This is a genomic window from Stenotrophomonas sp. 63632_Sma (assembly GCF_056482875.1).
In genome coordinates this window covers 1,320,110-1,335,240 of record NZ_CM151220.1, presented here as the reverse complement: position 1 = coordinate 1,335,240, position 15,131 = coordinate 1,320,110, and the positions used below count along the sequence as shown (strand labels likewise).

Annotated in this window: 10 protein-coding genes; 5 read left to right on the top strand and 5 right to left on the bottom strand. The window is 67.3% G+C overall.

All coding sequences use genetic code 11. From position 1 onward, the window contains the following. Positions 1–81: 81 nt before the first annotated feature. Together mfd and ACZK45_RS06115 are read left to right on the top strand one after the other, a co-directional pair. The gene (gene mfd / locus ACZK45_RS06120) at positions 82–3,546 is read left to right on the top strand and encodes a transcription-repair coupling factor (protein ID WP_478445590.1); all 3,465 of its coding nucleotides are present in this window, start codon (positions 82–84) and stop codon (positions 3,544–3,546) included. A 44-nt stretch (positions 3,547–3,590) separates the two neighbouring features. Beyond that, on the top strand, positions 3,591–4,208 hold the full coding sequence (locus ACZK45_RS06115; RefSeq protein WP_046983231.1) for an HD-GYP domain-containing protein: 618 nt from the start codon (positions 3,591–3,593) through the stop codon (positions 4,206–4,208). 87 nt (positions 4,209–4,295) lie between these two features. Here the strand turns inward: ACZK45_RS06115 and ACZK45_RS06110 are convergent, their stop codons facing one another. Continuing rightward, positions 4,296–6,389, bottom strand: a complete 2,094-nt coding sequence (locus ACZK45_RS06110; protein ID WP_125894479.1) for a M13 family metallopeptidase — start codon at positions 6,387–6,389, stop codon at positions 4,296–4,298. Positions 6,390–6,598: 209 nt separating this feature from the next. Next, on the bottom strand, positions 6,599–7,348 hold the full coding sequence (gpmA, locus tag ACZK45_RS06105) for a 2,3-diphosphoglycerate-dependent phosphoglycerate mutase (RefSeq protein WP_019337589.1): 750 nt from the start codon (positions 7,346–7,348) through the stop codon (positions 6,599–6,601). 94 nt (positions 7,349–7,442) lie between these two features. Between gpmA and nfi the strand changes: the two genes are divergently transcribed. Further along, positions 7,443–8,117 (top strand): deoxyribonuclease V, encoded by a 675-nt coding sequence (gene nfi / locus ACZK45_RS06100; RefSeq protein ID WP_253143352.1) that lies wholly within the window; start codon positions 7,443–7,445, stop codon positions 8,115–8,117. Positions 8,118–8,155: 38 nt separating this feature from the next. Here nfi and ACZK45_RS06095 read toward each other — a convergent pair whose 3' ends face one another. Both ACZK45_RS06095 and ACZK45_RS06090 read right to left on the bottom strand, forming a co-directional pair. Then, entirely contained in the window at positions 8,156–9,136 is a 981-nt protein-coding gene (locus tag ACZK45_RS06095) for a cation diffusion facilitator family transporter (protein ID WP_107432646.1), read from the bottom strand. 179 nt (positions 9,137–9,315) lie between these two features. Then, a complete protein-coding gene (locus tag ACZK45_RS06090) occupies positions 9,316–11,565 on the bottom strand; it encodes a TonB-dependent siderophore receptor (protein ID WP_253143353.1) in 2,250 nt (749 codons plus the stop codon). A gap of 289 nt (positions 11,566–11,854) precedes the next feature. Between ACZK45_RS06090 and ACZK45_RS06085 the strand changes: the two genes are divergently transcribed. Further along, the gene (locus ACZK45_RS06085) at positions 11,855–13,270 is read left to right on the top strand and encodes a GGDEF domain-containing protein (RefSeq protein ID WP_125894485.1); all 1,416 of its coding nucleotides are present in this window, start codon (positions 11,855–11,857) and stop codon (positions 13,268–13,270) included. Between the two features lie 95 nt (positions 13,271–13,365). Here ACZK45_RS06085 and ACZK45_RS06080 read toward each other — a convergent pair whose 3' ends face one another. Then, a complete protein-coding gene (locus ACZK45_RS06080) occupies positions 13,366–14,583 on the bottom strand; it encodes an MFS transporter (RefSeq protein ID WP_478445589.1) in 1,218 nt (405 codons plus the stop codon). A gap of 77 nt (positions 14,584–14,660) precedes the next feature. On the opposite strand from ACZK45_RS06080, the gene ACZK45_RS06075 reads away from it, so the two are divergent. Further along, positions 14,661–15,110 (top strand): winged helix-turn-helix transcriptional regulator, encoded by a 450-nt coding sequence (locus ACZK45_RS06075; protein ID WP_049399611.1) that lies wholly within the window; start codon positions 14,661–14,663, stop codon positions 15,108–15,110. Positions 15,111–15,131 lie beyond the last annotated feature (21 nt).

The window sequence follows — 15,131 nt, the reverse complement described above, 5'->3', positions numbered from 1 at the left end:
CCAACCGCACATGAGGCGGCCGGCCAACGGCCGGCACGACTCGCCGGGCTTCGATCGGGCTTCTGCTAAAATCCGGGGTCCATGTCGCGTACCTCATACCCCGCCCCGCCGCTGCCGCGCGTCGGCCAGCTCCGCGCCTGGTGGCGCGCCCCCGCATCGCCGACCGCCCTGGCCTGGTATCTGGCCCAGGCCGCGCGTGCGCACGACGCCCCGCTGCTGGTGATCGCCCGTGACAACCACGGCGCCAACCAGCTTGAAGCCGACCTGCAGACCCTGCTCGGCGGCGATCCGGCCCTGCCGGTGGTGGCCTTCCCGGACTGGGAAACCCTGCCCTACGACCGCTTCAGCCCGCATCCGGACATCATTTCGCAGCGCCTGTCCGCCCTGCACCGCCTGCCCACGCTGAAGCGCGGCCTGGTGATCGTGCCGGTGCAGACCCTGCTGCAGCAGCTGGCCCCGCGCAGCTACGTGATCGGTGGCAGCTTCGACCTGAAGGTCGGCCAGCGCCTGGATCTGGAAGCCGAGAAGCGTCGCCTGGAAAGTGCTGGTTACCGCAACGTCCCGCAGGTGATGGACCCGGGTGACTTCGCCGTGCGCGGCGGCCTGCTCGATGTGTTCCCGATGGGCGCCGACGAGCCGCTGCGGGTGGAGCTGCTGGACGAGGACATCGACTCGATCCGTGCCTTCGACCCGGAAAGCCAGCGCTCGCTCGACAAGGTCGAGGCGGTGCACATGCTGCCGGGCCGCGAAGTACCGATGGACGAAGCCAGCATCGCCCGCGTGCTGGCCACGCTGCGCGAACGCTTCGATGTCGATACCCGGCGCAGCGCGCTGTACCAGGATCTGAAGTCCGGGCTGGCCCCGGCCGGCGTCGAGTACTACCTGCCGCTGTTCTTCGAACGCACCGCGACCCTGTTCGACTACCTGCCCGACGGCAGCCTGCCGGTGGTCTGCGCCGGTGCCGGCGAAGCCGCCGAGGCGTTCTGGGCGCAGACCGGCGAGCGTTACGAGCAGCGCCGCCACGATGTGGAACGGCCGCTGCTGCCGCCGTCGGCGCTGTATCTGTCGCCGGAACTACTGCGCGAGCGTCTGAACGATGCCCCGCGCATCGAAGTGTGGTCGGCTGACCACGCGCGCATCGCCGATGCCCATGCGTTGGGCGACCAGCCGCTGCCGCCGCTGCCGGTGGCCGCGCGCGAGGCCCCCGCTGGCGACGCGCTGAAATCCTTCCTCGGCCATTATCCGGGCCGGGTGCTGATTGCCGCCGATTCGCCCGGGCGTCGCGAGGCGCTGCTGGAAGTGTTGCAGGCCGCCGAGCTGAAGCCGCCGGTGGTGGCCGACTTGCCCAGCTTCCTCGCCGACGATGCGCGCTTCGCGATCGCGGTGGCGCCGCTGGAGGATGGCTTCGCACTGGACGATCCGCGCATCGCGGTGCTGACCGAGCGCCAGCTGTTTCCCGAGCGCGCCGGCAGCACCCGCCGCACGCGCCGTGCCGGCCGCGAACCGGAAGCGATCATCCGCGACCTCGGTGAACTGACCGAGGGTGCGCCGATCGTGCACGAGGATCATGGCGTCGGCCGCTACCGCGGCCTGATTGCGATGGACGTCGGCGGCATGCCCGGCGAGTTCCTGGAAATCGAATACGCCAAGGGCGACCGCCTGTATGTGCCGGTCGCCCAGCTGCACCTGATCAGCCGCTACTCCGGTGCTTCGGCGGAAACCGCGCCGCTGCATTCGCTGGGCGGCGAACAGTGGAGCAAGGCCAAGCGCAAGGCCGCCGAGAAGGTGCGCGACGTGGCTGCAGAGCTGCTGGAGATCCAGGCCCGCCGCCAGGCCCGTGCTGGCCTGGCGCTGCAGGTAGACCGCGCGATGTACGAACCGTTCGCGGCCGGTTTCCCGTTCGAGGAAACCCCGGACCAGCTGGCCGCGATCGACGCCACCCTGCGCGACCTGGCCAGCAGCCAGCCGATGGACCGCGTGGTCTGCGGCGACGTAGGCTTCGGCAAGACCGAGGTGGCGGTGCGTGCGGCATTCGCCGCCGCCAGTGCCGGCAAGCAGGTGGCCGTGCTGGTGCCGACCACGCTGCTGGCCGAACAGCATTACCGCAACTTCCGCGACCGTTTCGCCGATTACCCGCTGAAGGTCGAGGTGCTGTCGCGCTTCAAGACCACCAAGGAAATCAAGGCCGAGCTGGAAAAGGTCGCCGCCGGCACCATCGACGTCATCGTCGGTACCCATCGCCTGCTGCAGCCGGACGTGAAGTTCAAGGACCTGGGCATGGTCATCGTCGACGAGGAGCAGCGTTTCGGCGTACGCCAGAAGGAAGCGCTGAAGGCGCTGCGCGCCAACGTGCACCTGCTCACACTGACCGCCACGCCGATTCCGCGCACGCTGAACATGGCCATGGCCGGCCTGCGCGACCTGTCGATCATCGCCACGCCGCCGCCGAACCGGCTGGCGGTGCAGACCTTCATCACCCAGTGGGACAATGCGCTGCTGCGCGAAGCCTTCCAGCGCGAGCTGGCGCGTGGTGGCCAGCTGTACTTCCTGCACAACGACGTGGAAAGCATCGGCCGCATGCAGCGCGAGCTGTCCGAGCTGGTGCCGGAGGCGCGCATCGGCATCGCCCACGGGCAGATGCCCGAGCGCGAGCTGGAAAAGGTGATGCTTGATTTCCAGAAGCAGCGCTTCAACGTACTGCTGTCGACCACGATCATCGAATCGGGCATCGACATCCCCAACGCCAACACCATCATCATCAACCGCGCCGACCGCTTCGGCCTGGCCCAGCTGCACCAGCTGCGTGGCCGCGTCGGTCGTTCGCACCACCGCGCCTACGCCTACCTGGTGGCGCCCGACCGCCGCTCGATCACCCCGGATGCGGAAAAGCGCCTGGAAGCGATCGCGTCGATGGACGAGCTCGGTGCCGGCTTCACCCTGGCCACGCACGATCTGGAAATCCGCGGTGCCGGTGAACTGCTGGGCGAGGACCAGAGCGGGCAGATGGCCGAGGTCGGCTTCAGCCTCTACACCGAGCTGCTGGAGCGCGCGGTGCGCAGCATCAAGCAGGGCAAACTGCCCGACCTGGATGCCGGCGAGGAAGTGCGCGGTGCCGAGGTCGAGCTGCATGTGCCGGCGCTGATTCCGGAAGACTACCTGCCGGACGTGCATACCCGCCTGACCCTGTACAAGCGTATTTCCAGCGCGCGCGACAGCGATGCGCTGCGCGAACTGCAGGTGGAGATGATCGATCGCTTCGGCCTGCTGCCGGATGCGGCCAAGCACCTGTTCGCCATCGCCGAGCTGAAGCTGAAGGCCAATACGCTGGGCATCCGCAAGCTGGACCTGGGCGAAAACGGTGGCCGCATCGTGTTCGAGTCCAAGCCGAACATCGATCCGATGGCGGTGATCCAGCTGATCCAGAAACAACCCAATCTCTACGCCATGGAAGGGCCTGACAAGCTGCGCATCAAGCACCCGCTGCCGTTGCCGGAAGACCGCTTCAATGCGGCCCGCGCCCTTCTGACCACCCTCGCCCCGGGTTGATCGCCCCCGAATACCCCGCACCGGTCCCCACCCGGTGCGGGCGGATGACCATGTTTCCTGACGCCGTACCCGCCCCCGACCTGCTGCACGCGCAGGCCTGCCTGATCGATGCCCTCTCGATGTCGCTGCAGATGCGCGACGCCTACACCCGCCACCACTGCGATCGCGTCGGACTGCTCGCGCAGCGCCTGGCCGCACGCTGCGATCTCGACGATGAAGCCTGCGCGCAGATCGGCCTGGCCGCCCGTTTCCACGACATCGGCAAGATCGGCATTCCCGACGATGTGCTGCTGGCCCCGCGCCGGCATACCGACGAGGAGCGCGCGATCATGCGCGAGCATCCGGTGCGTGGCGAGCACATTTTCATGGCCACCGGCCGCAGCGATGCCGTACCGGTGGCACGGCTGATCCGCACCCATCACGAGGCCTTCGATGGCAGTGGCTATCCCGATGGCCTGCGCGGCGAAGACATTCCACTCGGTGCACGCATCGTCACCATCGCCGATGCCTACGACGCGATGACCAGCGTGCGTCCCTACCGCACCGCGATGGAGCACGAAAAGGTGCTGCGGATCATTGACGAGCAATCCGGCGGCCTGATCGATCCCTACGTGCTGCAGCGCTTCCATCGCATGCTGGCGCAGGAGCCGGCGCTGGCCTGAGACGGGCATGGCCCGGCGCTACCGATCAGACAAACAAAAGGCCCGGCGTTCGCCGGGCCTTCTGCATCACGCATCACCTGCGATCGGTTACCAGATCACCACGCGCTTGTCGTCGGCACGCACCATCGCGTCGCCGGCCTTGCACTGGAACGCAGCGGCATACGACGGCATGTTCGACGGCGCGCCGTTGGCACGGAAGTTGGCCGGCGCGTGCGGGTCGGTGTTCAGGCGGACGCGCAGCTCACCGTCGGTGAAGTTGCGGCGCCACACGGTAGCCCAGTTCATGAAGAAGCGCTGGTCCTGGCTGTGACCATCGACTTCGACATTCGCCTTCGGATCTTCCTTCAGCGCCATCTGCAACGCGTCGTAGGCCACGGTCAAGCCGCCCAGGTCGCCGATGTTCTCGCCCAGGGTCAGCTTGCCCTTCACGAACACGCCCGGCACCGATTCATAGCCATCGAACTGCGCGACCAGCTGGTCGGTACGTTCGGTGAAGGCCTTGCGGTCGGCGTCGGTCCACCAGTTGTCGAAGTTGCCGTTGGCAGCGAACTGGCTGCCCGAGTCGTCGTAGCCGTGCATCATCTCGTGGCCGATGACCGCACCGATGCCGCCGTAGTTCAGCGCCGGATCGGCCTTGGCGTCGAAGAACGGTGCCTGCAGGATCGCCGCCGGGAACACGATCTCGTTCTTGGTGGCGTTGTAGTAGGCATTGACGGTCTGCGGGGTCATGCCCCACTCGGTCTTGTCCACCGGCTTGCCGATCTTGTCCAGCATGTAGCGGTAATTGAACGCACGCGCCGCCTGCATGTTGCCCAGGTAGCTGTCGCCGTTGGTCTGCAGGCCCGCCCAGTCACGCCACTTGTCCGGGTAACCGATCTTCGGGGTGAAGCTGGCCCACTTCTCCAGGGCCTTCTTCTTGGTTTCTTCGCCCATCCACGGCAGCTGCTCCAGGCGCGCCTTCAGCGCCTGCGACAGGTTTTCCACCAGGTGCTGCATGGCCACCTTGGATTCGGCTGGGAACACGGCGTCGACGTACAGCTGGCCCAGGGCTTCGCCCATGCCACCGTTGACCGACTCCAGCACACGCTTCCAGCGCGGCTGCATTTCCTTCTGGCCACGCAGGGTGGTGCCGTAGAAATCGAAGTTGGCCTTCTCGAACTGGCTGCTCAGGTACGGCGAGGCGTCGTCGATGGTGTGGAAGCGCAGGTAGGCCTGCCAGGTGCTGGGCATGGTATCGGCCAGCATCTTGTCCATTTCACTGAAGAAGCCCGGCTGGGCCAGCGAGAACTTCTGCGCGGCCGGCACCTTCAGGGTGTCGAACAGCGCGGTCCAGCTGAAGTTCGGGGTCAGCTTGTCGGCGTCGGCGGCGCTGAGCGGGTTGTAGCGCTTGGCCGGGTCACGCATTTCGATGCGCGACATCGAGGCCTTGGCCAGGCGGGTTTCAAAGGCCATCACGGCCTTGGCCTGCTCGGCGGCCCGTGCCGCGTCCACGCCGGACAGGGTCAGCACCTGTGCGATGTAGGCCACGTAGGCATCGCGGATCTTGGCCTGCGCATCGTCGAAGTAGTAGCCCTTCTCCGGCAGGCCCAGGCCGCCCTGGCCGACGTAGGCGATGACGTTGGCCGAATCCTTGTAGTCGGCATTGGCGAACAGCGAGAACAGCACGCCCTTGCCCTCGGCCTGGCTGTCGCGCAGGTACTGGGTGATGGCGGCGGTGTCGTTCAGCGCGGTGATCTTGTCCAGCTGCGGCTGCAGCGGCGCCAGGCCGGCGGCTTCAATCTTGGCCTCGTCGTTACCGGTCTTCCAGATGTCACCGATCTTGGCTTCCACCGAGCCGGCCTTGGCCTGGCTGGCGGCGGCCTGCTGCACCAGCGTGTGCTGCACTTCCAGCGAACGCTCGCGCAGGATCTCGAAGCTGCCCCAGGTGGTCTGGTCGCCCGGCACCGGGTTGGCCTTCAGCCACTTGCTGTTGACGAAGCCGTTGAGGTCGGTACAGGCCGAAATGGCCGGATCCAGGTCGGCGCTGTTGAGCGAGATCAGCGGCGTCTTGATCTGCGACAGGTCGAAGGCCGGTTTGGCGTCGGCGCTGGCCGCCGGCGCGGTTTCATTCTTGCCACAGGCCGCCAGCGAGGCAGCGATGGCGATGGTCAGGCCCAGCGGGACCAGGTTGCGGACGTTCATGAGGCTCTCCTGCGGGTAATTTCACAGGGTAGCCGGGGAGGCCTGCGGTGGGACCGGCCAAAGGTCACAGGACGCGCTTATGTAGAGTCGAGCCATGCTCGACTGCGCTCCGTTCCGGGTTTATTGTCCTTGCGGCAAGAGGCCAACAGCAGTCGAGCATGGCTCGACTCTACAAAAAAACGAAGGCCGGCTTGCGCCGGCCTTCTGTTTTATTTCGCCTTGCCCTGGTTGGCCACGGCTTCAGCGGCCTTGCGCGCTGCTTCCGGGTCGCCCAGATAGCGGAACGACTGCACCGTCAGGTCGTCGTTCAACTCGAACAGCAGCGGGATGCCGGTCGGGATGTTCAGCTCGAGGATTTCCTCGCGCGAGACGTTGTTGAGGTACTTGTACAGCGCGCGCAGCGAGTTGCCGTGGGCGGTGACCAGCACGGTCTTGCCGTCCTTCAGCTGCGGCGCGATGGCGTCGTGCCAGTACGGCAGCACGCGGTCCAGCGTGGTGGCCAGCGATTCGGTGCCCGGCAGCGCGTTGCGGTCCAGGCCAGCGTAGCGGCGGTCATGGATCGGGTGGCCCGGATCCTCCAGGTCCATGGCCGGCGGCGGGATATCGTACGAACGACGCCACACCTTGACCTGGTCCTCGCCGTGCTTGGCGGCGGTCTCGGCCTTGTCTAGGCCCTGCAGGCCGCCGTAATGGCGTTCGTTGAGGCGCCAGGACTTGTTCACCGGCAGCCAGTCCTGTTCCAGCTCGGCCAGCGCACCCTGCAGGGTGTGGATGGCGCGCTTGAGCACGGAGGTGTGGGCGACGTCGAACTGCAGGCCTTCCTCGCGCATCAGGCGACCGGCGGCAGCCGCTTCCCGGCGCCCCTGCTCGGTCAGGTCGACATCGACCCAGCCGGTGAAGCGGTTGTCCAGGTTCCACTGGCTCTGGCCATGGCGCAACAGTACGAGTTTACGGGTCACTGCAGGGTCTCCAACGCGAGGAAAGGCAGGCCGCCATTGTAGCCCCGGGCGCCGCTCACCGTGCCGTGGCCCCACACATGCGATGCTGCAACCAATGAATACGGTGATCGACCCCGGACGCTGGGAAGGCAGCGTCGCCGCGGCCCGCGAGCAGCAGCTCCAGCTGGCCGGTCGCGTGGAACGCCAGGACCGGCTGCCACGCACGGTGCGCTGGCTGGCCGGGCTGGATGTCGGCTTCGAGGATGATGGCGCCATCACACGCGCCGCGGCGGTACTGCTGGACGCGGAGACGCTGCAGCCCGTGGCGCAGGAGATCGCGCGCATCCCCACGGTGATGCCCTATATCCCCGGCCTGCTCAGCTTCCGCGAGCTGCCGGCACTGCTGGCCGCGCTGGCGCTGCTGCCGCATACGCCGGACCTGGTGTTCGTCGATGGCCATGGCATCAGCCACCCGCGCCGGCTGGGCGTGGCCGCTCATCTCGGAGTGGTCATCGACCTGCCGAGCATCGGCGTGGCCAAGTCGAAGCTGGTGGGCAGGTTCGTCGAACCGGGCGCCGAGGCCGGTGCGCATACGCCGCTGCTGGATGGCGATGAGCAACTGGGCTGGGTGCTGCGCAGCAAGCTGCGCTGCAAGCCACTGTTCGTGGCCGGCGGCCATCGGGTCAGTGCGGATACCGCGCTGGACTGGGTGCAGCGCACGCTGCGCGGTTACCGGCTGCCGGAGCCGACGCGGCTGGCAGACCGGCTGGCCTCGCGACGGGACGAATGACCGCACCGGGCATCACCCGGCGCGGTCGCCATCCTCGTTCAGCGATGCACGTGGCCGCGGTGGCCCTGCGCGTCCTCGCCGTGGTCATGGCCTTCATGGCCCTCGTGCTCGCCGGCCTTGGCCGGCGCCGGCTCACCACAGGCTTCGCCGCAGTGGTCCGCTTCGATCTGCAGTGTCACATGCTCGATGCCGAAGTCATCGTGCAGGCGCCCGCCCAGATCACGACGCAGCGCATCGGCATCGGTGCCGTCGCGCATCACGATGTGCGCGGTCAGCGCCGGGGTGCTGGAGGCCAGCGCCCACACATGCAGGTCATGCACGTCCAGTACCGCAGCGTGGCCGGACAGGCTGTCACGCACCTTGGCCACGTCCATGCCCTTGGGCACGCCTTCCAGCAGCACGTTGATCGCCTCGCGCATCAGCACATAGGTGCGCGGCAGTACCCACAGGCCGATCAGCACCGCCAGGATCGGATCGATCGGCTTCCAGCCGGTCCACTTGATCAACAGCGCACCCGCAATTACCGCCACCGAGCCGAGCATGTCCGCCCACACTTCCAGGTAGGCGCCCTTCACGTTCAGGCTCTCACCGCTGCCGGCCTGCAGCAGGCGCATCGAGATCAGGTTGATGACCAGGCCCGCCGCGGCAATCACCAGCATGCCTGACGAGGCAATCTCCTGCGGTTCGCGGAAACGCCCGATGGCCTCCCACAGGATGTAACCGGCGACCACGAACAGCATCGCACCGTTGATCATCGCGCCCAGCGCTTCCAGGCGTGCATAGCCGTAGGTGCGGCGCGCGTCCGGCGGGCGCCGGCTCAGCCGTACCGCGACCAGCGCGATCATCAATGCCAGAGCATCGGTGGCCATGTGCGCCGCATCGGACAACAGCGCCAGGCTGTTGGTCCAGAACGCGCCCACCACCTCGACGACGAGGAAGGTGGAGGTCAGGCCGAGCGCCCACCACAAGGGTTTCTCGTGGCGGATCTCGGATGGCAGGTGATCGTGGTCGTGGCCCATGGCAACAGCTCCTTTGCGATGGAGGCAGGCTACGCCGGCGGCCGTGGGGAAACTATCACGGTGTTTATAACATTGCAGGCCACGCGGTCCCTCACCGGGCATGGCCCGGCGCTACCGGAGCGCGGCCGGCAACGCCAGGCCACGCCTGGCGAACGCAGCGGACCGACATCCGCCTGCGGTCAGAACCCGAAGCGCAGGCTGGCCCAGTACGCGCGGCCCGGCTCGTTGTAGGTCGCCGCGCCGGCATCGCTGCTGTTGGCCTCGCGGAACAGGCGCTTGTCGGCCAGGTTGTTGACGCCGAAACCGAAGCTGACCGTCTCGGTCACCTTGTAGCGCGCGCTCACGCCCCAGATGTTGTACGCACCACGGTCCTGCAGCGCGATCGACGGATCGCAGGTGCCGGTGCAGCGCGGATCATTGTTGATGTTGGTGGTGGCCGGCTTCTGCTTGCCGTAGAAGGTGCCGGTCAGCAGCAGCGACAACTTGTCGGTGGCCTGCCAGTCCAGCATCGTGTTGACGGTGTACTTCGGAATCACCGACAGCGGCTGGCCGGTGCTCTTGTTCTCGTTCTCCACCATGTAGGTGAAGTTGTTGCTCCACTTCAGGCGGTTGCCCTGCTCGCCCAGCAGCGGGACCACCAGGTTGCCTTCCAGCCCCTGCACGATCGCCTTGGGTGCGTTCTCCCAGCGGAAGATGCGACCCTTGGTGTCGGCGGTCAGCCCGATCTGGTTGTACCCGGCCTGGATCTTGTCCTTGTAGTCGTTGTGGAAGTAGGTCAACGACGCTTGCCAGCCGCTCTGCGGTGCCCACTCGATACCCAGTTCCTTGTTCAGGCTGGTTTCCGCCTTCAGGTCCGAGTTGCCGCGCATGTAGCAGCCGGCGCCCAGGCTCGGCAGTGCATTCGGGCAGCCATTGCCCCGGGTGTAGTACAGGTAGTCCGGATTCGACTGGTACAGGTTCGGCGCCTTGAATGCACGGGCGATACCGCCCTTCACCACCCAGTCGCGGTTGATGCGGAACTGCGCGTTGAAGCTGGGGCTGGTGTTGTTGCCGAACTGGCTGTGGTGGTCGAAGCGCAGGCCCGGGGTGACGATCCAGCGCTCGCCCAGGTAGATGTTGTCTTCCACGAACACGGCGGTGGTCTGCGCGTCGGACTTGCCGCGTGCGCGATCGGCCGACAGCCCCGGGATGCCGCCGCCGCTGCTGCTGGACTGGCTCATCGAGTACGGGTCGGTCAGGCGGCTGTCCAGGTATTCAAAGCCCAGCGTCCAGATGTTCTCGGCACCACCCAGCGTGGTCGGGAAACTGACTTCGCCGTCCAGCTGGTAGTTGCGCAGGCGCGAGGTCGACCAGTCGGTGCCGTTGAAGCTGCCCTCCGGGCCACCGGCCAGGCCTTCGTTGATGCGTGAGTTGTTCACCGCCTCCACTGCAGCCGTTACCCGCGAGGTCACATCACCCCAGCGGCCGCGGTGGGTGATCGCGCCGGTGTTGCGGTACATGCGGTTGGTCTCGGCCTGCTGCTCGGCCAACGCCCCCAGATCGATCGGTGTCGAGGTACCGGTGGTGCTGACCGCGCGGTCGCCAGCATAGATGTTGCCCTGGCGACTGGTGCCGGCTTCGAATTCGACCACCTGGTTGGCGGTCACGTCCCAGCGCAGCAGCGCGTTGACATCGCGGTTCTTGACGCCCTCGCGACCGGCCGGCGGCACCGCGTTCGGATTCGTCGCGAAGTCACGATTGAGTTCCAGCGAATCGGCGTCGGTCTTGTTGAGATTGCCGTACAGGCGGAACGACAGGGTGTCGGTCATCGGCCCGCTCAGCTGCAGGCCTACGCGCTCGCTGCCGCCTTCGGCGCTGTGCTCGGGCACCAGGCCATACAGGTCGACCGCGCCGGTCAGGTCGCCGGTCGGGCGCTTGGTGATGATGTTGACCACGCCACCGGAAGCACCCGAGCCATAACGTGCCGCTGCAGGGCCACGCAGCACTTCGATGCGCTCGATCATTTCCGCCGGCACCCAGTTGGTATCGCCGCGGGTATTGCGCTCACCGCTGCGGCCCATGCGCACGGCATCACGCGCACCGATGCGCTTGCCGTCGACCAGGATCAGGGTGTTTTCCGGGCCCATGCCACGCAGATCGATCTGGCGGTTGTTGCCGTACTGGCCCGAGGCACTGTTGCCGGTCAGGTTGACGCCGGGCATGGTGCGCAGCAGCTCGGCGATGTCGTTGGCCGGCGGGCGCCTGGCGATGTCCTCTGCGGTGATGGTCGAGGTACCCAGGGCCTGGCGCGCGATCTGCGAGGCGGTGACGTGCACCGTGTCGATATCGGTGGCGTCGGTTTCGGCGTGGGCGGTCAGGGCGCTGCCGGCCAGCAGGGCGGCAACGGCAAGCGCCAGCGGGCGCGGCGAAAGGACAACGGCAGGGGACATGATCAGGACCTTCTGGCAGGGCTACGGGGCCTCTGGCAAAGGGCTTGAGGCAACGACGAGGGGGAGGCGGAGCAGTCCTGCAGCAGGCACCTGCAGCCCGTTCCGTGCGCGCATTCCCCCATCAATGCGATTGATTCTCAAATGCGTTCACTCATTGCCGCAGCGGCGCCGATGTGGTTTGCGCACCGTGCAACCCTGCACCGCGCGTAAACTGGCCGGCTAACCCGCCATCAACCGTATGCCGCCGCGGCCGATACCCGTGGTTTGCCGTACGCAGTCAGAGATCGACGTGGAACCACCCCAATTGGACGATGCCAGCCAGCCGCTGGCCGAGGCCTGGCAGCAGTGTCTGCTGCAGGCCGGCCCTGCCGCCACCGCGCTGCTCACGGCCGCTGCTACCGATGCCCCACCCGCGCTGGCCCAGCGCTTTTACGAAGTACTGCTGCAGGACACCCGTGCGCGCCGTTTCCTGTCCCACGACCAGGTCAAGCAGCGCCTGCAGCCGGCCATGCAGCGCTGGCTGGCGCAGCTGCTGACCACTGATGCCAGCGGCATCGCCAACACCGTGGCCTCGCAGCGGATCATCGGCGACGTGCACGCCCGCGTCGGCATTCCGGTCGACCTGGTTACCCGCGGTGCGCGTGTGCTCAAGCACGAACTGTTCGTGCGCCTGCGCGACGATGCACCGGACAGCGACACCGCATTTGCCGCCATCGACTGCCTCAGCGCGATCATGGATATCGCCATGGAAGGCATGACCCTGGCCTACACCCACGCGCGCGAGCGCTCCACCCGTGCCGACGCCGCCTACCGGCTGTTCTCGCTGGTACAGAACGTCGGTACCGAACGCGAGCGCCAGCGCGCACTGCTGCTGGACTGGGAAAACGCCCTGCTCTACGCGTTGGCCGGCCACGTGCAGGCCAGCGACAACGCCAGCCTGGCTACCTCGGAGTTCGGCCTGTGGTTCACCCACAAGGGCATCCCCAGCTTCGGCGAAAGCAGCGAAACGCAGCAGGTGGGCCAGTTGATGGCCCGCATTGATGGCCACCTGCAGCGCGCGAGCGGCGATGCTCCGGCGCAGCGACTGGCGGTGCTGCCGGCCATCCGCGAGGACTTGGCCGCCATCCGCACCCTGATGACACTGCTGTTCGAGCGCATCGGCGAACTGGATGCCGGCAGCGACGCGCTGACCAACCTGCTCAACCGTCGCTTCCTGCCCACCGTGCTGCGCCGGGAAATCGAGCTGGCCACACGCAACCGCACACCGTTCTCGCTGCTGCTGCTCGACCTGGATCACTTCAAGGCAATCAACGACGGCCACGGCCACGATGCCGGCGACCGCGCGTTGCAGCACGTCGCCGGCCTGCTCGGCCAGCTCACGCGCGGCAGCGACTACCTGTTCCGCTATGGCGGCGAAGAATTCGTGGTGGTACTGGTGGCTGCCAGCGAATCGCAGGCGACCGTGATCGCCGAGAGCCTGCGGCGGCAGATCGCACAGTCGCCGGTGGCACTGGCCAACGGCCAGGTGCTGGCACTGACCGCCAGCATCGGCGTGGCCGGCCACGACGGTCATCCGGACTACGAGCGGCTGATGGCCCGTGCCGACGCGGCAATGTACGAGGCCAAGCGCAGCGGCCGCAACCGCGTGGTGGTGGCCAGTGCGGACCTGCAGGAAGCGCCGGGACGGCGCGCACTGCAGCGATGACGGCAGGACAGGTAGAGTCGACCGCGGGTCGACTATCGCGCGCACCGCGGGGTTTTTCGCGCGCAGGGCGAAGAGCAGTCGGCTGACAGTCGACTCTACTGACAGCCGGCACTACCGATACGGCCGCCGGCCGCTGCTTTCACCGCCACCACCCACCACGCTGCCCACCAGAGCAGCGCCAGCAACGCGATGCCCGCCCCCAACAGGCATACCGCCGGCCAGCCATGGCGCGCCTGCATCCACGGCCCGGCCGCTGCACCGGCACCACTGCCCACCGCATAGAACAGCATGTACAAAGCCACCAGGCGTCCATGCAGTTCAGCCGGCGCGCGCAGCAGCAATGCCTGGTTAGATACGTGCAGTGCCTGCCCACCCAGGTCGAGCACAATCACGCCCAACAGCAGCAACGACAGCGACTGCGGCAGGCCCAGCAAGGGCCACCACGCAACCAGCATCAACAACAGCGCACCGACGCTGACCGGATGCGCGAAACCACGGTCCATCCAGTGCCCTACCCGCGCCGCCAGCAGCGCACCGATCACCCCGGCCAGGCCCAGTGCACCGATGGCGGCGGTCGACCAATGCAGCGGTGGCGCCGAGAGCGGCAAGGGTGCCGCCGCCCAGAACACATTGAGGCCGGCAAACAGCAGCAGTGCCAGCGGCCCACGCTCGCGCAGCGTTCGATCGCGGCGCAGCATGCCCAGCATCGAGCCCAGCAGCTCGCGCCAGCGTGGGGGAACCGACGGCACCGGTACTGGGGGCAGGCGCCGCCACAGCAGCGCCGCCAACCCCGCCATCACCATCGCTGACAACAGGTAGACCATCTGCCAGCCAAAGGCCGCCGCCACCGTACCGGACACCACGCGCGCCAGCAGCAGGCCGATGAACACGCCGCCCTGCACCACACCGACCACGCGACCGCGCTGCTCGGGCGGTGCCAGCATGGCGGTATAGGCGATCAGGCCCTGGGTCAGCGCCGTGCCCAGCAAGCCGGCCAGCAGCATGCCCGACAACAGCCAGCCCGCCGTGCGTGACGCTGCCAGCCACAGCAGCGCCAGCACCAATGCGATCAACTGCAGCCGCAGCAGGCGTCGCCGGTCACCACGGTCCGCCAGCGGCAGCAGGCCAAGCAACGCCAGCACGCTACCGGCCTGGGTAGCAGCCAGCACCGCGCCAGCCACGGCCCGGTCCAGCGCAAAGGCGCGTGCAAGCTGATCCAGCAGCGGCTGCGCGTAATAGACGTTGGCAACGCTGGCACCTGCGGCAACCGCGAGCAGGACCAGCAGCGGGCGGGGAAGCGATATGGCACTCATGATGTGGTTGCAATTTGAAACTTGATGCAGGCTACTGCCATTGGTTTTAAACTGCAACCACATCAGAGAGGTCCACCATGCACGCCGACAGCCCCTGCCCCGTCGCCCGCAGCGCCGATCTGCTCGGTGACCGTTGGGCGCTGCTGGTCATCCGTGATGCCTTCGATGGCGTCACCCGTTTCGGTGATTTCCAGCGCAGCCTCGGCGCGGCCCGCAACATCCTCAGCGACCGCCTGCGCCGGCTGGTAGAGGCCGGCGTCCTGCAGCTGCAGCCGGCCTCCGATGGATCGGCCTACCAGGAATACGTGCTCACCGCCGCTGGCCAGGAACTGTTCCCGCTGCTGGTCGCGCTGCGCCAATGGGGTGAACGCCATCGCTTCGAGGCCGGTGAAGCCCATTCACAGCTGATCGAATCGGCGACGCGGCGGCCGCTGCCCTACATGCAGCCGCGCGGGCGCGACGGCCAGCCACTTCAGCCCACCGCCACCCGCGTGCGCAAGCTCAGGGACGGCGGGCGCGACACCTGATCCGCCCATTCGCGCACACCG

Excerpts from the sequence above, each read along its gene's own strand:
- mfd (WP_478445590.1), top strand. The coding sequence starts at position 82 with ATGTCGCGTACCTCATACCCCGCCCCGCCGCTGCCGCGCGTCGGCCAG.
- ACZK45_RS06115 (WP_046983231.1), top strand. The coding sequence starts at position 3,591 with ATGACCATGTTTCCTGACGCCGTACCCGCCCCCGACCTGCTGCACGCG.
- ACZK45_RS06110 (WP_125894479.1), bottom strand. The coding sequence starts at position 6,389 with ATGAACGTCCGCAACCTGGTCCCGCTGGGCCTGACCATCGCCATCGCT.
- nfi (WP_253143352.1), top strand. The coding sequence starts at position 7,443 with ATGAATACGGTGATCGACCCCGGACGCTGGGAAGGCAGCGTCGCCGCG.
- ACZK45_RS06095 (WP_107432646.1), bottom strand. The coding sequence starts at position 9,136 with ATGGGCCACGACCACGATCACCTGCCATCCGAGATCCGCCACGAGAAA.
- ACZK45_RS06090 (WP_253143353.1), bottom strand. The coding sequence starts at position 11,565 with ATGTCCCCTGCCGTTGTCCTTTCGCCGCGCCCGCTGGCGCTTGCCGTT.
- ACZK45_RS06080 (WP_478445589.1), bottom strand. The coding sequence starts at position 14,583 with ATGAGTGCCATATCGCTTCCCCGCCCGCTGCTGGTCCTGCTCGCGGTT.
- ACZK45_RS06075 (WP_049399611.1), top strand. The coding sequence starts at position 14,661 with ATGCACGCCGACAGCCCCTGCCCCGTCGCCCGCAGCGCCGATCTGCTC.